Below are 23,056 nucleotides of genomic sequence, written 5' to 3'. Positions count from 1 at the left end.
GTCAGCATCGCGCCGTGCGCGCTGCTTTGAGCAGTGCGATGTCCATCGGAGCGACTTCGGCGTTTGCGGGCTGCTCGGCCAGAGCATGCAGGATCGCGGTAGCGTCGGTGTTGGGGGTCAGGGCGCCCTTGTTGTAGGTGCCGAGAGCCAGGTCGACGGTGTCGTCGCCGCGGCCGTCCTGGACCAGTTCGGCGCAGGGGGCGACCAGCCAGACGGAACTGGCGGCGGCGAGGCCGTTCGCTCCGAATCGGATCTGACCCTGGCACTCCATGTTCTGGTCGACGTAGACGGGGTCGTTTCCGACCTGGACGTCCGGCGCGCTGGAGAAGCCGAACTCGCTCAGTTGCGCTGCCACCTGGGCCGCCTGACCGTGTTCACCGTTGGCGTTGAACACACGAACCTTGGTGGCGGCGAGGGGAGCGGGATCCACGTCGAGCAGCTTCGAGCGGTCGACGACGGTTCCCAGCGGTAGTGGCGCCGCTGCCGAAGGATCGGACGAAGGTTGCGGCAGGTTGCAGGCGACGGTGTCACTGACTTCCGCCTCGGCGCTCAGGATGCGGACCCACAAGACACTGCCGATCAATGCGAGTACCGCGAACACGGCGATCACCGGCCACGCGCGCCGACGGCGGAACGGACGTCCCTGGTCATCGGTAGAGCTGCCTTCGGTGATCAGAGAAACCACGGTATCCCTCGACTTTCTTGACGAAACTTCTACTTCGCCATCGGGCCGAGCGGCGCCGGCATGACGTTCGGTGCCTACCTTAGAGGGCCTGTGTGACGAGACAGCCGAAGCGAGGCTCGACGCGTCGAGTCCTTGTCGATTGCGAAACGGCAGTTGGCCGATTACCGGCCTGTTTCTACCCGGATTCGGCCCGAAAACATCGTGGAAAGGTCACAGCTTGCTCTTGCCTTGGTGACAATTCGCAGTCATTTTTCGGAAATTTCCGATTCGGTTACTACTTTCGTGCTCACGTCGGCTACTGTCTGGCGGCCCAGGTCGTTCAACTGGGCATCGGCCGGACGCCGAAATGACAACCAAATGAGGCGCAGATCACGTTCTCGGAAGGAACTTCCGGGCACTAATTCCAGTCCTGCAGCGTTATGCAGCGACAGGGAATGATCTGGATGCCACGGCGGTTTCCATGCGCATCAAGGATCTACCGGATTCTCGGCGCACACGGGACCGGGATACACGAAGAGGATGGGGTAGACGAGATGGCAACTGACTACGACGCACCGAGGCGTACAGAGTCCGACGAGGTTTCGGAGGACTCGCTCGAGGAGCTGAAGGCGCGACGCAACGAAGCGCAGTCAGCCGTCGTCGACATCGACGAGACGGACACCGCGGAGTCCTTCGAGCTGCCGGGTGCCGACCTTTCCGGCGAGGAACTCTCGGTTCGAGTTGTTCCGAAGCAGGCAGACGAGTTCACGTGTTCGAGCTGCTTCCTGGTTCATCACCGCAGCCGCCTGGCCAGTGATGCCAACGGACAGCTCGTATGCATGGACTGCGCTGCCTGATCTCCCTTCCCGGTGGTCGACCCGTCAGCGCGAGGGTCGACCAAGGGTCGGGAAGTACTGCTTTGCTGTGACCGCGCTGGTCAGAGATCCAGCGCAGCCAGCAGATCAGCGGGACGACGTGTGCTCACCAACCAGTACGGCGTGGGATCCTCCGGGTCGTCGAGCACGATCAACACCATTGTCTTGACCCATGGGCGATGCTGGACGAACGCCGACGGATCGAGTTGGCGCCCCATTGCAGCACTCTTCGCGGAAGCCGGCACTGCTGCCGCCCGTGAAATCAATTCGACCGGCAGGTGGGCTCTACCCACGTGCAGTTCCTTCACCCCTGCTGTCTCCACCACCTCGACGCGCATCCGGCTGAGCCAGAATGCCGCCCAGATCGGGATCGGGAGTAGTACGACGTACGCCAGGTACGAGAGAAGCCCCGGGCGGCCCATGTGGACCTCGGCCGCGAGGAGTCCGGCTACGGCCAACCCGGCGATCCACCACCAGATCGGCACCCACAGGCGCTCGGAGTACAGCGTCGTGGACGGGGGCGTTGTGGTGGCGACGTCAGGTCGAGATGTTTCGGGCACCTGTCAAGGATAGTCCGTCGCTACGAGTAGTCTTGGCCCACGTGAGCGACCATCTCTCCATCGCCTTGAAGCGACTGGATCCAGACCTGCCCGTTCCACAGCGTGCGCATCCCGGAGATGCGGGTGTGGATCTGTGCTCCACCAGCGACGTCACCATCGAACCCGGACACCGAACACTGGTCGGAACGGGGATCGCGATCGCTTTGCCGGTGGGCACCGTCGGGTTGATCCATCCGCGTTCCGGACTCGCCGCCAAATCGGGACTGTCGATCGTGAATGCGCCCGGAACCGTGGACGCGGGATACCGGGGCGAACTCAAGGTCTGCTTGATCAATCTCGATCCGGCCACAGCCATCGACATCCGCCGCGGTGACCGAATCGCTCAGCTCGTGGTTCAACGAGTCGAACTTCCGGTTTTCGAGGAAGTCGAATCGCTGGACGACACGACCAGAGGAACCGGAGGCTACGGTTCCAGCGGCGGGCACGCGATACTCGATACCGATGCGCCTGGCGCGGTAGTCGGAGAGGGAGTCTGAATCATGTTCGGACGCAAGAAGAAGACAGATGTCGACGAGGAAACCACCAGCTTCTTCGGTGACGAGAACGACGAGTCGGTGGAGATCGACGAGGTCGAAGACGATCTCGAAGTCACCGGCGACGAGTTCGGTGACGAATCGGAAGGCCCTTACGACATCTCGGAGATCGATTCCGACGATCCGACGGCAGGCCGTGACGGTCAGCGTCTTGATCTCGGTTCCGTTCTGGTGCCGATGCCGACCGGCGGGCAGTTGCAGGTCGAGATGGCGCCCAACGGTTCGCCGCAGGCCGTGCACCTGGTCACCGAGCACGGCCGCATCACGGTTGCTGCCTACGCCGCCCCGAAATCGCCCGGTCAGTGGCGTGAGGTCGTTGCCGAGCTCGCGCAGTCGCTTCGCGACGACAATTCCGCGGTGAGCGTCGAGAACGGCCCGTGGGGCCGTGAACTGGCTGCTGTGACGGCCAACATGGACCTGCGGTTCATCGGCGTCGACGGTCCCCGGTGGATGGTGCGCTGCGTGGTCGCGGGTCCGAGTGGATCCACCGCCGCGAACGCTCCTCTGGTGGCAATCGCACGGGACATCTTGCGTGACACCGTCGTCAACCGAGGATCAGAGCCGCATCCGGTGCGGACACCGCTGCCCGTGGTGCTCCCGCAGGTGCTCGCCGAGCAGTTGGCGGCCGCACACGAGCAGCAGTTGGCGGCAGCGCAGCAGCAACAGGTCGCCGCCCAGCAGCAACAGCAGTCAGCACCGCCCGCTCCGCCGGCACCTCCAGCACGGCCGACCCCGCCGCCTCGTAGCGGCGAATCCGGTTCTGCCATGCAGCAATTGGGTCAGTAACAGAATTTTCTTCAGGCGCTCGCGGTGGTATCGGATTCGATCGCCGCGAGCGCTTTGATGCAGGTGGACCCGAGAACCGCGGGGTCGCGCCCGATCATGTCGAGCGTCGTCGTGGCGACTGCGCCGCGGGGGAGTGAAGCCGCCCAGGCCTGCGCCACTGACGCGGGATGAACCGGATCGTCCACCGCCGACGCAATGCCGACCGGAACGCCCACCGCCCGTAGCGCGCTCTCGCCGAGTGAGTGGTACGACGCCGCCTCGTCGAGCGCAGCCGGGAGATCGGGCCACTGAGAGCGCCAGGAGCGCTCGAGTTCGGCTCCGAGCCACGCCGGACTCGACGCGAGCATCGCAGCGATCACCGACTCCAAGCCTTCGGAGCGCAGTTGCCCGGCGGTGAACCGCGCGCTCGCTGCTGCGGGGGCGTCGTCGGCCGAGCCCGTCCAGGCCGGAAGCGCTGCCAACACACTCACGGTTCGATCGGGATTGTCGGCGGCCCACTGGAGTGCAACGGCCGCTCCGATCGAGACCCCTCCGACGATGATTCGGCCGTGCGTGTCCGCGGCTCTGTCCATCGCGTCCAGATAGCCGTCCACGACACGCCGAGGGTCCGGTTCAATTGCGACGATGCGCACACCCAGAGCCTCCAGCGGCGCCCGGAATGCGCGGTCCGCGAAGTGGGCGTCAGAGCCTGTACCTGGGAGAACGACGGCAACGGTCGCCAATTCCGAGTTCTGCATCTCTTGATCTTGCCCGGTGCCCCCGAGACGCGGACTGACCGGTGTGGTTACACGCTCGTAATGGGTCTACAGTGGCGATCACACAGCCCTTCACGTGACGCGAAACCCTTGCGTCACACATGTTCGCAGGAGCGCGCAATGGCACCCGCCGCCGCAGGATATTTTCGTCGACTGACCCAGCGTCTGACCGAGGACGTCGACCAGTTGGACGCCCAGGAGATGGCCGAGTCCAACAAGGCTTCCGGAGGTCAGAAGGCATGCGATTGTCGTCGCGGTGAAGAAGTCACGATGGTGGGCCGACTCCGCAGCGTCGACGCGTGTCCCAAGTCGGGAAATGCCAGCATCGAGGCCGAGTTCTTCGATGGCACCGAGGTGATCAATCTCGTCTGGATCGGGCGTCGCCGGATCCCGGGAATCGAGACCGGTAAGACCCTGCTGATCCGCGGTCGTGTGGGCGAGCGTGACGGTCGCAAGGCGATCTTCAACCCTTACTACGAACTGCGCGGCGAATAGGCGCGTTTCCCGCATTTACCGTGCAACTCGGTGACTGTGGCACCCTCGACAGGTGACTGAAACACAACAGCGATCGGTAATCGACCAACTCGGCGGGCTGAGTGGTCTGATCTATTCGTCTTTGCCGATTCTGATTTTTGTCCCGGTCAACAGCATCTGGAATCTCACCGCGGCAATCTGGGCCGCATTAGGCGTCGCTGTCGCTATCGCGGCCTGGCGCCTCTTCCGTAAGGATTCCCTCCAACCCGCTATTTCCGGTTTTCTCGGAGTCGGAGTTTCCGCATTCATCGCCTACCGCACCGGCGACGCCAAAGGATATTTCCTCTTCGGTATCTACACGAGCCTCGCCTACGGTGCGGTCTTCCTGATTTCCATCCTCGTGCGCTGGCCCCTCGTCGGAATCATCTGGGGCTATCTCAACGGGCACGGCAATCTCTGGCGCAAGCACAGCTCCGCCGTCCGGCTCTACGACGTCGCGACGGCAGCGTGGGCGTTGGTCTTCGGTGCGCGGTATCTCGTTCAGTCACAGCTCTACGACACCGACCACACCGGATGGCTCGCAGTCGCGCGTATCGGCATGGGTTGGCCGTTGACCGGTTTGGTGCTGCTCGTGACGGTCTGGGCTGTGCGTAAGGCCGATCGCATCGTCGAGCCTGAACCGGTTGTGGAGCCCGAAAGCAGCGAGCCCACCGCCACGGACGCAGAGTCCGAAGAGGTGGGCTCGGTGAATCTGACGAAGCCGCGCGAAGACCGAGATCTCAGCTGATCAGGTCCTGGTACTCGGGGTGCTTGTCGAGGAACTTCACGACGTACGGGCACACCGGGTGAACCTTGAGGCCGCGTGCTCGTAGGTCGTCCAGAGCCTGGCGGACGAGAACCCCGGCCAATCCGAAACCTTCGAAGGCGGGGTAGATCTCGGTGTGGTTGAACGAGACGACGTCACCGGAGGTGGTGTAGTCCTCGATCCCGGCGAGGTCGCCGTCGGCATGGATCTCGTACCGGCTCTGGGCTGGATTGTCGGTGACTACGGTGTTTTCGGGCGCTTGTGCCATGTGATTCCCTTTCGTCGTCAGTGTGTTCGTCGGTCAATTCTCCAGGCGGAGTGCAACGCGCAGCTGATCCTCGGCGTCGACGGCCGCAACGAAGAGCAGTTCGTCCCCGCCTTCGATGGGATCGTCCATCTGCGGGACGATCACGCGTCCGCCACGCAGGATGGTGACCAGTGCGCAGTCTCGCGGAAGTTCGAGTTTCTTGACGGCTTTTCCGGCAAGAGGTGTGTTGTCGGGCAACGTGATCTCGACGAGGTTGGCCTGTCCCTGCCGCAGTGTCATCAGTTTGACCAGGTCACCGACCGAGACGGCCTCTTCGACGAGCGAAGCGAGCATCCGCGGTGTCGAGACGGCGACGTCCACGCCCCAGGACTCGTCGAAGAGCCACTCGTTGCGGGGATCGTTGACGCGGGCGACAACTCGGCGAACACCGAACTCGGTTTTCGCGAGCAGACTGAGGACCAGGTTTGCCTTGTCGTCTCCGGTCGCGGCAATCACGACCTCGTACGACTCCATCGACGCGTCCTCGAGTCTGCTGAGTTCGCAGGCGTCCGCGTGCACCCACTTCGCCTCGGGCACCGACTCCGGTTCGATGTGATCGAGTTTGCGTTCGATCAGCATGACGTCATGTGAGCTTCGAATCAGCTCTCGCGCAATGGAACGGCCTACGGCGCCGGCTCCGGCGATGGCGACCTTCATCGAGAACTTCCAATCACGTTGTAGTGCAACACAGTCGCAGTCTTGTTGTGGGGGGCGGCGTACGGATCAGTCATCTGCGGCCTCCCTCAGTCGTCGCTCGGCGGCGGGTTGCCGGCCAGTGCGACAGCTTCGGCGACGGTTCCCGACACGGCGGCGATGTAGACCTGATCGTCGGCCTGGATGACAGTCTTGCGGTCGGGGAGAATGCCGGTCCCGAAGCGGATGATGAAGGCGACTCTCGAACTGGTCGCGCCCTCGAGGAGTGCGATCGGCTTGCCCGCCCAATCCTCGTGCAGGGCAAGTTCGGTGATGGCGACAGTGCCCGAAGGATCGCGCCACTTCGCAGTCTGACTTTCCTTGGTCAACGTGTGCAGGAAACGATCCGTCGACCACGGCACGGTGGCGACCGTGGGAATGCCGAGTCGCTCGTAAACAGCGGCACGCTTGGCGTCGTAAATACGTGCGACGACGCGTTCGACGCCGAAAGTCTCGCGTGCGACTCGCGCTGCGATGATGTTGGAATTGTCTCCCGAGGACACCGCGGCAAAGGCGTCGGCCCGCTCGATTCCCGCCCGGACCAGCACGTCACGGTCGAACCCCATTCCCAGAACCTTGGTTCCCGGGAAGTCGAGATCGAGACGCAGAAACGCACTCTGATCGCGGTCGATGACGGCGACCTCATGTCCGATCCTGGTCAGAGAAGCGGCGAGGGAAGAACCCACTCGACCGCACCCCATGATGACGACATACACGCCCTACTCCGTTCATGGACCCTCATGGCGCGATTGCACGCCGAATCGAACGGTACAGCCCCTCACGGGAAGAGCAAGTACAACGGTCGCCCGCGTGCCGGTTGTCACGACAAAAGGTGAAGTTGGGGCTCTGATGACTCCGAATCGGGCGAGACGGCTTACGCTTTGCACGTGTCTAAGCTCTCGACCGCTACCAAGCGGCTCCTGCTCGGTCGGCCGTTCCGAAGCGACAAACTCGGGCACACGCTGCTACCCAAGCGAATTGCACTACCGGTCTTCGCGTCCGACGCGATGTCGTCCGTCGCGTATGCCCCCGAAGAAATCTTCCTGGTTCTCTCCGTCGCGGGTATTTCCGCGTATGCGTACACCCCCTGGATCGGATTGTCCGTCGCCATCGTCATGGCTGTGGTGGTGGCGAGCTACCGCCAGAACGTCCACGCATACCCCTCCGGTGGCGGCGACTACGAGGTCGCGACGGTCAACCTCGGCCCGACCGCCGGTCTGACCGTCGGTAGTGCGCTGATGGTCGACTACGTGCTGACGGTCGCCGTGTCGATCTCGTCGGCGGCGTCGAACATCGGCTCGGCTCTGCCGTTCGTCGCGCAGCACAAGGTGTTGTTCGCGGTTGCGGCGATCGTGTTGCTGACCGCGGTCAACCTTCGCGGTATCCGTGAATCGGGGACCGCGTTCGCAATTCCGACCTACGCATTCATCGTCGGCATGTTCCTGATGCTCGGGTGGGGATTCTTCCGGATCTACGTCCTCGGTGAGGATGTGCACGCGGAATCGTCGTCGTTCACGCTCAACGCCGAGGATTCGCATCTGTACGGAATTGCCTTCGCGTTCCTGATCGCCCGCGCATTCTCCTCGGGCTGTGCCGCACTGACCGGCGTCGAGGCCATCAGCAACGGCGTACCGGCGTTCCAGAAGCCGAAGTCGCGCAACGCTGCCACGACCTTGCTGCTGCTCGGGTCGATCGCCATCGTCCTGCTGATGGGCATCATCATCCTGGCTCAGAAAATCGGCATCGTCTACGCACACAATCCGCAGGAACAGCTGGTCGGAGCGCCGGAGGGCTACCATCAGAAGACCTTGATCGCGCAGATCGCCGAAGCCGTGTTCAGTGGTTTCCCGATCGGTTTCTTCTTCATGGCGATCGTCACGGCACTGATCCTGGTTCTGGCCGCGAACACCGCGTTCAACGGCTTTCCGGTACTCGGATCGATCCTGGCGCAGGATCGGTACCTACCGCGTCAGCTGCACACGCGCGGCGACCGACTGGCATTCAGCAACGGAATCCTCTTCCTCTCCGGTGCTGCCATCGCATTCGTCGTGGTGTTCGGCGCCGAGGTCACCAAGCTCATCCAGTTGTACATCGTCGGCGTCTTCGTCTCGTTCGTGCTCAGCCAAACGGGCATGATCAAGCACTGGACTCGGCATCTGAAGTCCGAGACCGACAAGGCGCAACGGGCCCGTATGCAGCGCTCGCGAGTGATCAATTCGATCGGTCTGGCAATGACCGCCACCGTCTTGATCATCGTTCTGATCACCAAGTTCGCTGCCGGCGCATGGATCGCCATCGTCGCGATGGTCGCGATCTTCATCGTGATGAAGATGATCCGCAAGCACTACGACAGCGTCGCAGCCGAGCTCGAGGAGCAGGAGTGGGACGGCGTACTGCCCAGCCGCACGCACTCGATCGTGCTCGTCTCGAAGTTGCACATGCCGACGATGCGAGCTCTCGCCTACGCGCGAGCAACGCGACCGGACACCCTCGAAGCCATCACGGTCAACGTCGACGAGCCGGACACCCGCGCACTCGTGCGGGAGTGGGAGAAGAGTGACGTGACGGTTCCGCTCAAGGTGATCGAGTCGCCGTACCGCGAAATCACCAAGCCGGTTCTCGACTACGTCAAGCGTGTACGACGCGATGCCCCACGTGACGTCGTCACCGTCTTCATTCCCGAGTACGTCGTCGGACACTGGTGGGAGCAGATCCTGCACAACCAGAGTGCGCTCCGCCTCAAGAGCCGCCTGCTCTTCCAGCCCGGCGTGATGGTGACGAGCGTTCCGTGGCAGCTGAGTTCGTCGGCAAAGGCGAAGCCGCTCGACATCGAGAAGACCGCCGGCGCCACGCGTCGTGGTTACGACACCGGCGAGAAATGATCACCGGCGAAAAATGATCGGCAACATCGAAATGGCAGGCGTAGTTCGTTGAGTGAGAATTGGACCGGACAGACCTTCGAGGTCGATCTGGGCAACCCCGGTCACGGCGGGTTCGTCGTCGCCCGGCACGAGGGGCGGGTCGTGTTCGTCCGTCACGGTTTGCCGGGGGAGCGGGCGCTGGTCCGGGTGACCGAGGACAAGGGCGGATCGTTCTGCCGCGCCGACGCGATCACCGTTCTCGACGCTTCTCCGCATCGGATCGATCCGACATGCCCGATCTCCGGCCCGGGCGGGGCGGGCTGCTGCGACTACTCGCATGCGGATCTGAGCGTCCAACGTGAGATGAAGACCTCGGTCGTGCGGGAGCAGCTTCTGCGACTCGCTCGTGTCGAATCGGACGTCGAGGTAGAGGAACTGCCCGGAACCGGAGGCGGAACGGGTTGGCGCACGCGAGTCCGGTTGGCGGTGGACGGGCACGGTGTCGCCGGATACCACGCGTACCGCAGCAACCGGATCGTCACAGACCTGCGGTGCACCCAGATCGATCAGAGCGCGTACGACGGTCTCGGCGGTGCGCAGTGGGCGCCAGGTAGCGAGCTGCAGGTCGTTCTCGACGCTGCGGGCGAGCGGCACGTCGTGGAAATCGCGGCACCCGCAGTGTCCAAGACGGGACGGCGGACGCCCGGGCGACGCGGCGCGATGGCACGCCGAGCGGCAAGCGGCGGCCCACGAAAGACCCGAGTTGCCATCGGATCGGACACAGTGATCGAGCGCGTCGGCAATCGAGAATGGGCGCTTGCCGCGACCGGTTTCTGGCAGGCCCATCGCGGCGCGGCGGCCACTTACTCACGAGTGGTCGGTGATTGGGCCGGAGCCGCTACCGCGGACACGGCCTGGGATCTCTACGGCGGTGTCGGCGTGTTCGCAGCTGTGCTCGCCGAGCTTGTCGGGCCGTCCGGCGTGGTGGAGTCCGTCGAATCTTCGGCGCGTGCAGTCGCGGACGGGCAGGCAGCGCTGTCCGATCTCGGTCAGGTGCGCTTCCACAGCGCCCGCGTCGAGAACATCATCGCGGATCTGGAGCGTTCGCCTGCTGTCGTCGTGCTCGACCCGCCACGTGCGGGGGCCGGCCGTCAGGTCGTGGAAGCTCTCGCCGCAACGGGCGCTGAGCGGATAGTCCACATCGGGTGCGACCCGGCGTCGTTCGGTCGCGATATCGGCCTCTACCTGGAGCAGGGCTTCGGAATCGGTGGCCTCCGGGCGTTCGACGCGTTCCCCCAGACTCACCACATGGAGTGCATCGCGCTCCTCGAACGCTGAGACGTCCCGAAATCTTTCCCTGAAACGGTGTGACGCTTCTCGCGTTCACAACAGTTGCTTGCATTACGCAACTAATCGTATAGTTTCGTTCTGCAAGTAGTTTTCCGTTTTCAAGTCACGGCTCGTTCGGGCCACTCGAATTCAGGGGTAGGCAATGTCGGTACAGCCGGAGACGGCCCAAGCGCTCGTCGACACGATCTTCATGTTCGGCAGATCGCTGCGAGCCGCGGTCACCACCGGTGCAGACAGCCTGCTGCCGCCTGCGCTGGTCAGTGTGTTGTTCATGCTGGCAGCGCGTGGGGAGTGCCGACAGAACGAATTGGCCGTCGATCTGTGTGTCAGTCAGTCGTCGCTCAGCCGACAAATGTCGGATCTGGTCGACGCTGGGTATGTCGAGAGAAATCCCGATCCGGCTGACAAGCGGGCGTTCCGCATCCGAGTATCGGAAGAGGGACACGACGTTTTACGGAGAACCACGCAGCGGCGTGCGGCGCGTTTGCGCAACATGCTCGAAGACTGGAGCCAGGAAGAGGCCATGGCCGCAGTGACATCGCTGCAACGTCTCAACGAGACGTTCGGCGCATCGAATCGGCAGGCCTCACCGGCAGTTCCGCACACGGGCGTAGAAAGTATTGGGAGATAAGGCACATGGCAGCAACAGTAGGAGAAACCCGGGCAAGTACCGGAGGTGACGGATCGGCTCGCGAAGCGGGCGCGATGACTCACCGCGAAATTCTCGAAGCACTCACCGGACTCATCGCAGCGCTGTTCACCGCGCTGCTCAGCAGCACCATCGTTTCCACAGCGCTTCCCACGATCATCGGTGAACTGCACGGAACTCAGACGCAGTACGCCTGGATCATCACGACAGCGTTGCTCGCCACCGCGGCGTCGACGCCGATCTGGGGCAAGCTTGCCGACCTTTACAACAAGAAGGTCCTGGTCCAGACCGCGATCGTCATCTTCGTGATCGGCTCGGTCATCGCCGGCGCGGCGCACAACGTTCCGTTGCTGCTCGGTGCGCGTGTCATCCAGGGCATCGGTATGGGCGGTCTGACCGCTCTCGTCGTAGCCATCATCGGCACGATCATCCCGCCGCGAGATCGCGGTCGCTACTCCGGATACATGGGTGCGGCCATGGCCGTCTCGATGTCCGGTGGACCGATCCTCGGCGGCGTCCTCGTGGACACTGCCGGCTGGCGCTGGTGCTTCTACGTATGTGTTCCGCTGGCAGTCATCGCATTGTTCCTGCTTCAGCGCACACTGCACGTCGAGACCGTGAAGAAGGACAACGTCTCCATCGACTGGATGGGCGCCACCTTGCTCACCGCCGGTGTCAGCGTCCTACTGATCTGGGTTTCGTTTGCCGGTCAGGACGACTACTACGCCTGGTTCTCGAAGGAGTCGGCCTTCTTCGTCATCGGTGGTCTGGCCCTGCTCGGCCTGACGATGTTCGTCGAATCCAAGGTCAAGGATCCGATCCTGCCGATCAAGATCATCACCGAGCGCACCACGGCTCTCGCGATCATCGCCTCGATCGCAGTTGGTGTCGGCCTCTTCGGCGCGACGACGTTCCTGACGCAGTACTTCCAGACCGCACGCGGATTCGATCCCACCGAAGCCGGATTGCTCACCATTCCGATGGTCGCAGGCATGCTCGTCGCCTCGGTCGGCTCGGGCCAGCTGATCACCAAGTTCGGTCAGTGGAAGCCCTTCATCGTCGCCGGCGCAGTTCTGCTGCTGGTCGGTTTCGGGCTGCTGTCGACGATCGACCACGCAACCAGCCTCTGGACCATCGGAATCTTCATCGCCATCGTGGGTCTCGGTACCGGCATGCTGATGCAGAACATCGTGCTCGCCGTGCAGAACACGGTCAGCGTCGAGAACATCGGCGCGGCCAGCAGTATCGTGGCGTTCTTCCGCACCTTCGGCGGCGCGATCGGCGTGTCGGTGCTCGGTTCGATTCTTGCGACCCGCGTCAAGACACTGACAGTCGATTCGGTCTCCACCTTGCCGCCCGAGCAGCAGGCAGTAGCTGGCAAGAGCCTCCAGGACGGCCTCGACCTGAGCAATATGCCTGACTTCGTCTCGCAGATCGTTCGGTTCGCCTACGGCGACGCAACAGGACGGATCTTCCTGGTCGCAGCGGTCGTCGCCGTGGTCACGCTCGTGTCGGTCATCTTCATCCCGAACCGTCCGTTGCGCACCACCATCGACATGGCAACCCCCGACGCCGAGCAGAAGTTCGAAGAAGAACGCGAAGAGAAGAACGAGGAGAAGAACCTCACTCGCTGATCCGCAAGCCCGGCTGGTCTACTGCCGGCCGCGTCTTCTGAATTACTGTTGTCACGCCATAGCCCATCGAACGCGGACCGAGATCGATTCTTCGATCTCTCCGCGTTCGACGGCTATCGGGGCCGAATCCGCTTTCATCGCCGCGACACGTCCGCGCATCGGCACGATCTGGTCGAAGTCCTCGAGCACCTCGAGGACTTCGACCAGATCTTTGTCTGCCAGGTCTGCGAACTGTCTGGCCTTCGATTCGGCTGCCGTCCAGGCCAATTCGCGTGCTCTTGTCGCCAGATCGCTGCGGTCGTCGAGATCGAACTCCAGTCCGTCGAGCCGAATCGCGTCGCCACCCACCGATACACATGCCGCGATGACGGCAGCGGGGGAGTTCGCCGCTTCCGGCTCCAGCTCTCGCAGTACGACTCGGAAAGTTGTCGATGCCGTGAATCCTGTTGTCTCCTGGCGGCCTCCGTCGCTCCACTGAGTCTGCGGATGGACGCTCAGCCCGGCGGTGGTGAGGTCCGCTCCGCGCACACCGCGCGCGTGCAGGGTCTCGGTCAGCGCAGTGGACAGACGCGCGACGGCGTCGAATGCGTCGGAAACGGCCGTCTGTGTCACCGATACTCCGATCGTCAATCGCACGATGTCGGGAACAGCTGTTGCAGTGGCAGTTCCGGTCACCGTGACAGTGGACGGCTCCGAGGTGAAGGCGGTGGTGGGCACGTGTGGTTCCTATCCGATTCGTCCGGCGGATATGACACTCCGCAACATCAGGTCCAATTGCTCGTAGGCGCCCGCAGCCAGTCGTTCGAGAAGCGCAAGTTTCAACTCGGGTGCCTGTGCGGTCAGTTCTGCATATCGCTCCGGAGTCAGCACGGCCACGGTGACCGTGGAATCGGCGCGGATGTCGTTGAGGAACGGAGTGTCGAGGAACATCGTCATCTCGCCGAACGTCATTCCGGCGGAGAGCGTCGTGATGCGGTGCTCGACCCCGTGCGCGTCGGTGAACATGGTGCTGACCTGGCCACTGAGAATCAGGTAGAAGCCAGACGCCGATTCACCTCGGCGGGCGATCTTCTCGCCGCGGGCATAGGTTCGCGTCTCCAACTCTGCCGAGAATCCCTCGATCTGTGCCGCGGACAGAGCATCGAGAACTGGGTGGTCCTCGATCGAGATCGTCGACGCCTGCCGATCGGCCTCACAATGCACCGCAAGCAGCGTGTCTTCGCACCACTGCATGGCGGAATCGAGATCGGCAAAAACCCGACCACTTCTTCTGGCGGGGTCGATGCTCGAACTTCGTTGTCCCAGCAGTCCTTGCGGATCGACGACGGCCACCGCACAAGCCTGCTCGGCCAGTTGAACCTGCAGCGCGGTGATCATGCGTACTGCGACGTCGCTGGCGTCGTCGACGCGGCGGACGTCGATGACGACAACTTCGAGGCCCTCGTCCACCGAGCCGATTTCGCGGACCGCCGATTCGGCACCGGTGAAGAGGAGATCGCCGTGCAGTTCGTAGACCCGGCTGCGCTTGCCGACGTCGTCGAGCACGGCTTGTTCGGTCGGGGTGCGTCGTACTCGCGACGGTGCTTCGATGACGCTGTATCTGGCCCGGATCGACGAGCGTGACGCCCGCGTCACGTGGAGGAAGTGCAGTTCGAGTTCCTTCGACAGCGCGCGGGCAGACGCAACTCCGCGAACACTGTTGCCGTGAACGTCGAGCCTGGGGGAGTACACGGCGATGCCGATCTGGCCCGGCAGAACCGCCAGCACTCCGCCGCCGACGCCGCTCTTGGCCGGCAATCCGACCTCCACCAGCCACTTGCCGGCGCCGTCGTACATCCCGCAGGTTGCCATGACACTGAGGACCTGTTCGACGCCTGCGGGTGCCAGCGCACGCTCGTGGGTGAGCGGATTGACGCCGTTGTTCGCCATCGTCGCAGCCATCAGACTCAGATCACGGCAGGTCACGTCGATCGAACACTGACGGAAGTACAGGTCGACGGCCTCGTCGGGATTGCCGGTGATGACGTCGAAGGATCGCAGCATGTGGCCGATCGCACGGTTGCGGTGACCGGTGCGGGCCTCGGAGGTGTAGACGGCTTCGTTGAAGGTCAGCTCGCGGCCTGCGTATCGCGAGTACGCCGAGCGGATGCGCTCGAAGCGGGCCTCGGGATTCGGTCCGGCAACCAGTGATGCAGCGGTGATCGCCCCGGCATTGATCATGGGGTTTCGTGGCCGTTCGGTGAGCGGGTCGAGGCTGATTTCGTTGAACGGCTCGCCGGATGGTTCGACGTCGATTTTCGCGGCAACCGCCTCGCTTCCTCGATCGGCGAGAGCCAAGGCGTAGGTGAAGGGCTTCGAGATCGACTGAATGGTGAACGGGATTCGCGAGTCACCGATCTCGTAGACGTAACCGTCTACGGTGGCGATGCAGATTCCGAACGAATCGGGGGCGACCGCCGCGAGTTCGGGGATGTAGTCGGCCAACTCGCCTTCGTCGAGTGATCGGACTTCGTCGAACACTCGCGTTATCAGGTCGTCGACCACAGTTCCCATACGTCGACCTTAAGCTGACATGGCGGTCGTTTTGTGGAAGAAGAGTTGCCGAGTCGATCGCGACGGATCCCATTTGTCTGTGATTGCGATCACGAGCGATCCGCGGGATTTCGCTGTTACGCGAAGTCACACCGGAATCGGGCCGAGTCCGCGTGTCGGTTCGCCGGAACGCTCCGTAGACTGGCAGCACTGTCGCGAAGACAGCCGCGGCGCGCACCGGTGCAGCTGTGAAGCACGGAGGGAGCGATCTCGTTGGGTGTTCTTGCCCGCATTCAGGGTCCTGACGATCTACGTCAGTTGAGCCACGCCGAGATGACGGAGTTGGCCGACGAGATTCGTGAGTTCCTCGTGCTGAAGGTCGCTGCGACCGGTGGTCACCTCGGGCCCAACTTGGGCGTCGTGGAGTTGACCCTCGCACTGCACCGAATTTTCGACTCGCCGCAGGACGCGATCATCTTCGACACGGGCCATCAGGCCTATGTACACAAGATCCTCACCGGTCGTCAGGATCAGTTCGACACTCTGCGTAAGCAGGGTGGACTGTCCGGGTATCCGTGCCGCGCCGAGAGCGAACACGACTGGGTCGAGTCCTCTCACGCTTCCGCCGCGTTGTCCTATGCCGACGGCCTCGCGAAGGCCTTCGCGCTGACGGGTCAGAATCGCCACGTAGTTGCCGTCGTCGGTGACGGCGCGCTGACCGGCGGAATGTGTTGGGAAGCTCTCAACAACATCGCGGCAGGCAAGGACCGTTCGGTGGTGATCGTCGTCAACGACAACGGTCGCTCGTACGCACCGACCATCGGCGGACTCGCCGACCATCTCTCGGCACTGCGCACTGCGCCGAGTTACGAGCGCGCCCTCGACAGTGGCCGACGCATGGTCAAGAGACTGCCCTGGGTGGGGCGCACCGCGTACTCCGTCCTGCACGGAATGAAGGCGGGTCTCAAAGACGCGGTCAGCCCTCAGGTCATGTTCACCGATCTGGGTATCAAGTATCTCGGACCGGTGGACGGACACGACGAAGCCGCCATGGAATCGGCATTGCGCCGGGCAAAGGCCTACGGCGGACCGGTCATCGTGCATGCCGTCACGCGTAAGGGCAACGGTTACGCACACGCCGAGAACGACGTGGCCGACCAGATGCATGCCACCGGTGTCATCGATCCCGTCACCGGTCGCGGCACCAAGTCGTCCGCGCCGGACTGGACGTCGGTCTTCTCGGCCGCGTTGATCGAGCAGGCTTCGCGTCGTGAGGACATCGTCGCCATCACCGCGGCGATGGCCGGGCCCACCGGCCTCGCGGCCTTCGGTGAGAAGTTCCCCGATCGGATCTTCGACGTCGGTATCGCCGAGCAGCATGCGATGACCTCGGCCGCCGGTCTTGCACTGGGCGGACTTCACCCCGTCGTAGCTATCTACTCGACCTTCCTCAATCGGGCTTTCGACCAGTTGTTGATGGACGTCGCACTGCTCAAACAACCGGTGACAGTCGTGCTCGACCGCGCCGGGGTCACCGGAGTCGACGGCGCCAGCCACAACGGCGTCTGGGATCTTTCGCTGCTCGGGATCATCCCGGGGATCCGCGTCGCGGCACCGCGTGACGCAGACACACTGCGGGAAGAGCTGGACGAGGCGCTTCTCGTCGACGACGGCCCAACCGTCGTTCGTTTCCCGAAGGGCGCTGTACCCGAAGCGATTCCGGCCGTGAAGCGACTCGACGGAATGGTCGACGTTCTCAAGTCCAGCGAGGGTGAGCGCGGCGACGTGCTCCTCGTCGCGGTGGGCCCGTTTGCATCCCTGGCACTCGAGATTGCCGAGCGGCTCGACAAGCAGGGCATCTCGGTTGCCGTCGTCGATCCGCGGTGGGTTCTGCCGGTCGCGGATTCGCTGGTGAAGATGGCGGACAAGTACGCCCTCGTGGTCACCATCGAAGACGGTGGTCTGCACGGCGGCATCGGTTCGACGGTCTCGGCCGCGATGCGGGCAGCCGGAGTGCACACGTCGTGCCGCGACATGGGCGTTCCCCAGCAGTTCCTCGATCACGCCAGCCGCGAAGCCATCCACAAGGAACTCGGACTCACGGCTCAGGACCTCTCCCGCAAGATCACCGGCTGGGTGGCGGGGATGGGTAGCGTCGGCGTCCACGTCCAGGAAGACGCGTCCTCGGCGTCGGCTCAAGGTGAAGTCGCGCAAGGCTGACAGCTCGTCTCACGATAATCTTCACTACGATCTCGAAAAGCGGTGGCCCACGGATCAATCCGAGGGCCACCGCTTTCGGTGAAATCGTGAGAGTTCGCTACTGGACGGATTCGAGTGTGCTGCCTCGCGTTTCCTTCACGAACCTCAGGACGACGAACAGCGACAACACTGCCATGACGGCGTAGCCGGCGTAGGTGTACGACAGATTCCAATCGGCCAGTGCCGGGAACGTCCAGGACACCAGGAAGTTCGCGACCCAGTTGGTGGCGGTCGCAATTCCGACTGCTGCAGCACGCACGCGGTTGGGGAACATTTCGGAGATCAACACCCAGACGACCGGGCCCCAGGACAAGGCGAAGAAGAACACGAATGCGTTCGCCCCGATAAGAGCGATAGTGGCATTGGCTCCGGTCAGTGTGGCCACGGATTCGCCGATCTCGTTCTTGGTCACTGTTGCCGAATGGAAACAGAACGCTGCGGTGCCCAGTGAGATGGCCATACCGGCGGAACCGACCAGCAACAACGGCTTTCGACCGACCCGGTCGATGACGGCGATGGCGACGAACGTACCGACGATGTTGACCAAGGCGCTCACGACGCTGATCAGCAGGGACCGGTCGGCGCCGAATCCGACCGCCTGCCAGAGGGTGCTCGAGTAGTAGAAGATCACGTTGATACCGACCAACTGCTGCAATGCGGCGAGTGCAATACCGACCCACACCAGATGGGAGACCCCGAGCCGCTTCGAGAAGAGTTGGCGGACTGTGGTCTTGGCTTGCTTCTCCGTCAGAGATTCGCGGATCTCGTTCATGCGTTCGGTGACGGCGTCGTGATCTCCACCTTCGAGATCGGAGATGATCTTGCGAGCACGATCGTCCTTGCCCTGCGCCACGAGGAACCGTGGAGACTCGGGAATCGTGGTTGTCATGATCAGGTACAGGACTGCGGGAACCGCCTCGAGCATCAGCATCCACTGCCAGGCTTCGAGGCCTGCGATCTGATTGCGATCACCACCGGCCGCGGCCTGGAGGGCGTAGTTGACCAACTGCGACACGGCGATTCCGAGAACGATAGCCAGCTGGTACATCGAGCCGAGACGTCCGCGAATCGCGGCGGGAGAGATCTCCGCGATGTAGGCCGGGGCGATGACTGACGCGAAACCCACTGCCAGGCCGCCGACCACGCGCCAGAACGTGAGGTCGTAGACGCTGAACGGAATTGCGGAGCCTACGGCGCCGATGATGAACAACACCGCGGCTATCTGCATGACGCGGATGCGGCCGAGTCGGTCGGCGAGTGTGCCTGCGATCCAGGCGCCGAGTGCTGCGCCGAGCAGAGTCAGTGAGACCGTGAGCCCGGTGCCCGAGGCGCCGATGTCGTACTTGTCTCGGATCGCACCGACCGCCCCGTTGATGACGGCGGTGTCGTATCCGAACAGAAAACCGCCGAGCGCGGCGGCGCCGGCGAAGAGCACTGCATGTCCGACGTCGGCGCGAGTAGCGCCTGATCCTCCGCCGGAGGCGGTTCCGCTGAATGCCATTCCTGCCCCCTCAAAGGCCCTACGGTCGACACCCCGATGCGCCGATCCATCCGCGAGCACTCTGCACGCTACGCCCACCGGGACAGATTTGGCGGGGACTCACGCGCCGTTACCCAGCTGAGTCCATTCCCGCAGAGAATCAGCTTGACACAGTAATGTCGTATTGATTGCAGTTAGTATGCAAACAATATGGTAAGTGCAGGTGAGGGCGCTTTACTCGCCCGAGAGACGCTCGGCTTTTGCTGCGATGTCTTCGAGATCCTTCGCCATGAATTTCCGGGTCACCCGCCTCTCCGGCGAGCCGTTCGATACGGATCACGCCGGAGAGGGTTGTCGGGAAATCTCGTTTCTAGGCCGAGGCGCGCTTTGCGGCTTCGCTCAACGTCGGTGTGATCTGGCCGAGGACCCACGGCGTGCTCAGGACGTTGACGTTGCTCAGTCCGCCGATGACCCGGGTGTCGCTGAGGAATGCGGTGGATCCACGCTTGACCGCGCCGAGTCCACCGACTGCGGGTATGCCGGACGGATCACCGGAGCCGTCGGTGAAGCCGACGATCACATCGGCGTCGATGTCGGCGATGTTCTCGTAGGAGATCGTCTTGAAGAACGATCCACCTGCATTTTCCGCGGCTAGCTTCTCGACGCCCGGTGCGTTGACGAACCCGAGTTCGGTCAGCACCTGGACCCGCGGATCAGTGGGCAGATAGACGTTGATGTTGCTCGAATCGGTGTCGAAGTTGACCACTGCCAATGTCTTTCCGGCGAACTCCGGGTGGGCTGTGGCGGTATCGGCGAGAGTCGCGTCGAGGCCGTCGACGAGCTTGTCGGCCTCTTCGCTCTTGCCGACTGCCTTGCCGACGATGCGGGTCTGGTCCTGCCAGGATGTCTGCCAGGCCGCGCCGGGGTAGGCGGCCGTCGGTGCGATCTTGCTCAGTTGGTTGTAGACGGATTCCTCGAAGCCCTCGTACGGCGCGAGGATGACGTCGGGGGTCAACGACGCGATGGACTCGATCGGCGGTTCTCCGCTGGCCGGCATGTCGAAGAGCGTTGTCTTGTCCGCGTCGAAGTAGTCCTGCGCCCAGGGCATGACGCCGTTGTCGTCCGCGCCGTAGGTGTACTTGGGCTGTCCGACCGGAGTCAGATCGAGTGCGTACAGGATGTCCTGCGCGTTCCATCCGAGGGTGACGAGGCGCTCGGGCTTCGAGTCGATGGTCGTGGTGCCGAAGGTGTTCTCGATGCTGACGGGGAATCCGCCCGTACCTTGGGATGGCGTGGATGTGCCTGAATCCGAGGAGCACGAGACAAGTGCGGTGACCGCGATTGCAGCCGCACCGAGGGCAGTGAAGCCCCGAACAGAAGTTTTCATGAAGGGCAGCCTAACCTACTGAATTTCGGCAGCCAAACGAAACCGATTGTGCCGTTTATGCAGGTGGGAGTCGGATCTGGACCGCGTTTCTCAGTGCACCGTTTCGGTGGGCAATACTTTCCTCGTGCGATCACAGCAGAAGATTCTCGGCGCCGCCCTCGGACTGATCGAAGGTGGCGGATTCGAGGCTGTGAACATTGCCGCAGTTGCCACCGCGGCCGGTGTCTCGCGCCAGACGGTGTACTCGATTTTCGGCACACGTGAGGAGGTCGTCTCCCAGGCGATGGGCGGTCTCGCTGTCGAGGTTCTCGGGGAGATCACGGCACAGGTGGAGTCGGTCGACACGGCGTGTAATTACGTCGTCGAATTCATCGTTGCCGCGCGAACTGCCGTGCGTGCTCACCCGGTGCTCGCGACTCTGCTCCTCGCCGAGCGGGGAAACCCTGTCTTCGATCTCGAAATGATGAGTCGAGCAATACCTTTCGCTGGTCAGATGCTCACCCCTATGGTCGAACGTGGCCTCGCCACCGAGGCGGAGTTGGATGAGATAGTGGAAATTGCCGTGCGACTGGGGCTTTCGGTTGTTGCATTCGACAGTGACCTCGTACATTCCGACGACTCCTTACGGGCCTTTCTCTCGAGGTGGCTCGGGCCCGCAATCCGGTCGACCTCGTAGTTCCTTGCCTGCTCCGCCAAAACCTTGACACTCGAGCGTCAGAGTGTCTAGTTTTGGCGTGCCCGGAATTCTCTGGCGACATTCTTCGAGGGAGCACCAGTCATGTCCGGAGTGAAACGTAGATCGTTCTTGGCCGGTACGGCCGCCGTGGGAGTCGCGATGATGGCGCCACGCACTGCCAGGGCTGCAACAGGGATTCCGCTGACACGTGAAGTGCACCGTGTCGTGGTTATCGGATCGGGGTTCGGCGGCGGGGTGACGGCACTTCGCCTGGCCGAGGCGGGGGTTCCGGTCACTTTGCTGGAGAGAGGGATTCGGTGGCAGACCGGGCCGAATGCCGAAACTTTCCCGCACCCCGCCAGCCCGGACAAGTGCATCCTCTGGCATCAGTCCAACCCGACTCTGTTCGGCAGGCCGGCGATCTTCGAGCCATACGCGGGTTTGTTGGAGACGGTGACCGGTGAGAACATGACCGCGATCTGCGCAGCCGGTGTGGGCGGCGGATCGCTTGTGTACCAAGGGATGACGCTGCAACCGGAAGAAGCGGTCTTCAACACGCACTTTCCGGAGGAGCTCGATTACGCACGAATGGGCCGCGTCCATTACCCGCGGGTGGCGCGGATGCTGCAAGTGGAAACTGCACCAGACGAACTGATTTCCAGCCCGAACTACGAGGCGGCACGTGTATTCGCGCGTAACGCAACGCGTTCCGGTCTACCCGTGTCGAAGATTCCGATGCCGATCGACTGGAACTTCGCGTTGGCCGAACTGAGGGGTGAGATGAAGCCGTCTTACACCAACGGTGACGGCGCGCTCGGTGTCAACAACGGTGGCAAACATTCGGTGGATGTCACCTACATTGCGGCTGCGGAAGCGACCGGATTGGTGAATGTGGAGACTCTGCACCAGGTCACCGATGTCGAGCGGTCCGCCGACGGACGGTGGCGCGTGTACGTGGACCGGACCGACATTTCCGGCAAGATTCTCGAGAACAAGATCTTGACGACGGATGCGCTCGTCATGGCTGCCGGCAGCATGAACACCACCAAACTCCTGGTCCGCGCCGCGGCAACGGGGCGGATCACGGATCTGCCGGACGAGCTCGGCGCAGGGTGGGGGACCAATGCCGATCGGATCTACATCTGGTCGGATCTCGCCGAGAATTTCGGCGCGACGCAGGGCGGGCCGGTCGTCTACGGCAGCCGGAACTGGGACGACCCGCATAACGCGTTCACCGTCATTCAGGCGTCGTTCCCGCCCGTTGCGTTCGACGCTCACAGCACGGTGATGGTCGGATTCGGTGTGAGCCGCGACCGAGGTCGGTTCGTGTACGACTCGGCGCGGGGTGAGGCGGTGCTCCGTTGGCCGAGTGATGGCGACTCTGCGATCCAGCAAGGCCACATCGGACCTGCGGCCCAGCAGATCGCGGCAGGAGGACTGCTCACCGATACGAACGCGATACTGCCGTCCACGTGGCATCCCCTCGGCGGTGCCTGCATGAACTCGGTGTGCGACCTTGATGGGCGGGTTCTGGGCCAGCGGGGGTTGTACGTGCTCGACGGCGCTCTGCTGCCGGGAAACTCCGCTGCGTGCAATCCGTCGATGACTATCGCCGCCGTCGCGGAGCGTGCGCTCGAGAACATCGTGAAAGACGATGTGGGAACCCTATTCTGAGCCTGCAGAACGCCACGGACGGCGTACCCGAGGGCACGCCGT

At 63.1% G+C, this 23,056-nt stretch carries 22 protein-coding genes; 12 read left to right on the top strand and 10 right to left on the bottom strand.

What is annotated here, in order from left to right; genetic code table 11:
• Position 1 precedes the first annotated feature (1 nt).
• A complete protein-coding gene (cei, locus tag RhoBH5_RS02095) occupies positions 2-685 on the bottom strand; it encodes an envelope integrity protein Cei (RefSeq protein ID WP_003942618.1) in 684 nt (227 codons plus the stop codon).
• 533 nt (positions 686-1,218) lie between these two features.
• On the opposite strand from cei, the gene RhoBH5_RS02090 reads away from it, so the two are divergent.
• Positions 1,219-1,521 (top strand): DUF4193 domain-containing protein, encoded by a 303-nt coding sequence (locus tag RhoBH5_RS02090; RefSeq protein WP_003942593.1) that lies wholly within the window; start codon positions 1,219-1,221, stop codon positions 1,519-1,521.
• Between the two features lie 80 nt (positions 1,522-1,601).
• On the opposite strand, the gene RhoBH5_RS02085 is transcribed toward RhoBH5_RS02090, so the two are convergent.
• The gene (locus RhoBH5_RS02085; RefSeq protein WP_003942596.1) at positions 1,602-2,099 is read right to left on the bottom strand and encodes a DUF3093 domain-containing protein; all 498 of its coding nucleotides are present in this window, start codon (positions 2,097-2,099) and stop codon (positions 1,602-1,604) included.
• A 41-nt stretch (positions 2,100-2,140) separates the two neighbouring features.
• Between RhoBH5_RS02085 and dut the strand changes: the two genes are divergently transcribed.
• Complete coding sequence (dut, locus tag RhoBH5_RS02080; RefSeq protein ID WP_003942635.1) at positions 2,141-2,635, top strand: dUTP diphosphatase; 495 nt, start codon at positions 2,141-2,143, stop codon at positions 2,633-2,635.
• A 3-nt stretch (positions 2,636-2,638) separates the two neighbouring features.
• A complete protein-coding gene (locus RhoBH5_RS02075; RefSeq protein ID WP_003942585.1) occupies positions 2,639-3,478 on the top strand; it encodes a DUF3710 domain-containing protein in 840 nt (279 codons plus the stop codon).
• 11 nt (positions 3,479-3,489) lie between these two features.
• Here RhoBH5_RS02075 and RhoBH5_RS02070 read toward each other — a convergent pair whose 3' ends face one another.
• Positions 3,490-4,215, bottom strand: a complete 726-nt coding sequence (locus RhoBH5_RS02070) for an alpha/beta fold hydrolase (protein WP_030536884.1) — start codon at positions 4,213-4,215, stop codon at positions 3,490-3,492.
• 138 nt (positions 4,216-4,353) lie between these two features.
• Between RhoBH5_RS02070 and RhoBH5_RS02065 the strand changes: the two genes are divergently transcribed.
• Together RhoBH5_RS02065 and RhoBH5_RS02060 are read left to right on the top strand one after the other, a co-directional pair.
• Positions 4,354-4,728, top strand: a complete 375-nt coding sequence (locus RhoBH5_RS02065) for an OB-fold nucleic acid binding domain-containing protein (RefSeq protein WP_003942613.1) — start codon at positions 4,354-4,356, stop codon at positions 4,726-4,728.
• A 52-nt stretch (positions 4,729-4,780) separates the two neighbouring features.
• Positions 4,781-5,494 carry a DUF3159 domain-containing protein gene (locus tag RhoBH5_RS02060; RefSeq protein WP_050656626.1) on the top strand — a complete coding sequence of 238 codons (714 nt, stop codon included), beginning with the start codon at positions 4,781-4,783 and terminating at the stop codon, positions 5,492-5,494.
• Here the strand turns inward: RhoBH5_RS02060 and RhoBH5_RS02055 are convergent.
• The 3 genes from RhoBH5_RS02055 to RhoBH5_RS02045 form a co-directional block, all read right to left on the bottom strand.
• Complete coding sequence (locus tag RhoBH5_RS02055) at positions 5,487-5,780, bottom strand: GNAT family N-acetyltransferase (protein WP_003942641.1); 294 nt, start codon at positions 5,778-5,780, stop codon at positions 5,487-5,489. The two genes, RhoBH5_RS02060 and RhoBH5_RS02055, sit on opposite strands and share 8 nt — an antisense overlap.
• A 33-nt stretch (positions 5,781-5,813) precedes the next feature.
• Positions 5,814-6,476, bottom strand: a complete 663-nt coding sequence (locus tag RhoBH5_RS02050; protein WP_003942632.1) for a potassium channel family protein — start codon at positions 6,474-6,476, stop codon at positions 5,814-5,816.
• A gap of 86 nt (positions 6,477-6,562) precedes the next feature.
• Positions 6,563-7,228, bottom strand: a complete 666-nt coding sequence (locus RhoBH5_RS02045) for a potassium channel family protein (RefSeq protein WP_003942587.1) — start codon at positions 7,226-7,228, stop codon at positions 6,563-6,565.
• Positions 7,229-7,399: 171 nt separating this feature from the next.
• On the opposite strand from RhoBH5_RS02045, the gene RhoBH5_RS02040 reads away from it, so the two are divergent.
• The 4 genes from RhoBH5_RS02040 to RhoBH5_RS02025 all read left to right on the top strand — a co-directional run bounded on the left by RhoBH5_RS02040 (position 7,400) and on the right by RhoBH5_RS02025 (position 13,006).
• Positions 7,400-9,394 (top strand): APC family permease, encoded by a 1,995-nt coding sequence (locus RhoBH5_RS02040; RefSeq protein ID WP_007732857.1) that lies wholly within the window; start codon positions 7,400-7,402, stop codon positions 9,392-9,394.
• Between the two features lie 48 nt (positions 9,395-9,442).
• Positions 9,443-10,711: a class I SAM-dependent RNA methyltransferase gene (locus RhoBH5_RS02035; RefSeq protein WP_270007903.1), complete on the top strand. Its 1,269-nt coding sequence runs from the start codon at positions 9,443-9,445 to the stop codon at positions 10,709-10,711.
• A 154-nt stretch (positions 10,712-10,865) separates the two neighbouring features.
• Entirely contained in the window at positions 10,866-11,354 is a 489-nt protein-coding gene (locus RhoBH5_RS02030) for a MarR family winged helix-turn-helix transcriptional regulator (protein WP_003942624.1), read from the top strand.
• Positions 11,355-11,359: 5 nt separating this feature from the next.
• Positions 11,360-13,006, top strand: a complete 1,647-nt coding sequence (locus RhoBH5_RS02025) for an MDR family MFS transporter (RefSeq protein ID WP_007732863.1) — start codon at positions 11,360-11,362, stop codon at positions 13,004-13,006.
• A 51-nt stretch (positions 13,007-13,057) separates the two neighbouring features.
• Here RhoBH5_RS02025 and RhoBH5_RS02020 read toward each other — a convergent pair whose 3' ends face one another.
• Together RhoBH5_RS02020 and glsA are read right to left on the bottom strand one after the other, a co-directional pair.
• Complete coding sequence (locus tag RhoBH5_RS02020; protein ID WP_003942616.1) at positions 13,058-13,723, bottom strand: SIMPL domain-containing protein; 666 nt, start codon at positions 13,721-13,723, stop codon at positions 13,058-13,060.
• Positions 13,724-13,732: 9 nt separating this feature from the next.
• The gene (glsA, locus tag RhoBH5_RS02015) at positions 13,733-15,559 is read right to left on the bottom strand and encodes a glutaminase A (protein ID WP_047269337.1); all 1,827 of its coding nucleotides are present in this window, start codon (positions 15,557-15,559) and stop codon (positions 13,733-13,735) included.
• Between the two features lie 252 nt (positions 15,560-15,811).
• On the opposite strand from glsA, the gene dxs reads away from it, so the two are divergent.
• Positions 15,812-17,758 (top strand): 1-deoxy-D-xylulose-5-phosphate synthase, encoded by a 1,947-nt coding sequence (gene dxs, locus RhoBH5_RS02010; protein ID WP_007732868.1) that lies wholly within the window; start codon positions 15,812-15,814, stop codon positions 17,756-17,758.
• Between the two features lie 97 nt (positions 17,759-17,855).
• On the opposite strand, the gene RhoBH5_RS02005 is transcribed toward dxs, so the two are convergent.
• Together RhoBH5_RS02005 and RhoBH5_RS02000 are read right to left on the bottom strand one after the other, a co-directional pair.
• Positions 17,856-19,298 (bottom strand): sugar porter family MFS transporter, encoded by a 1,443-nt coding sequence (locus tag RhoBH5_RS02005; protein ID WP_007732869.1) that lies wholly within the window; start codon positions 19,296-19,298, stop codon positions 17,856-17,858.
• A 349-nt stretch (positions 19,299-19,647) separates the two neighbouring features.
• Complete coding sequence (locus RhoBH5_RS02000) at positions 19,648-20,664, bottom strand: iron-siderophore ABC transporter substrate-binding protein (RefSeq protein ID WP_054188508.1); 1,017 nt, start codon at positions 20,662-20,664, stop codon at positions 19,648-19,650.
• Between the two features lie 124 nt (positions 20,665-20,788).
• Between RhoBH5_RS02000 and RhoBH5_RS01995 the strand changes: the two genes are divergently transcribed.
• Both RhoBH5_RS01995 and RhoBH5_RS01990 read left to right on the top strand, forming a co-directional pair.
• Entirely contained in the window at positions 20,789-21,340 is a 552-nt protein-coding gene (locus tag RhoBH5_RS01995) for a TetR/AcrR family transcriptional regulator (protein ID WP_270007902.1), read from the top strand.
• Between the two features lie 102 nt (positions 21,341-21,442).
• Positions 21,443-23,014, top strand: a complete 1,572-nt coding sequence (locus RhoBH5_RS01990; protein ID WP_270007901.1) for a GMC oxidoreductase — start codon at positions 21,443-21,445, stop codon at positions 23,012-23,014.
• The last annotated feature ends 42 nt before the right edge of the window (positions 23,015-23,056 follow it).

This window comes from Rhodococcus sp. BH5, assembly GCF_027583855.1.
Lineage (GTDB): Bacteria > Actinomycetota > Actinomycetes > Mycobacteriales > Mycobacteriaceae > Rhodococcus_F > Rhodococcus_F qingshengii.
This window is presented reverse-complemented; position numbering and strand designations above follow the sequence as displayed.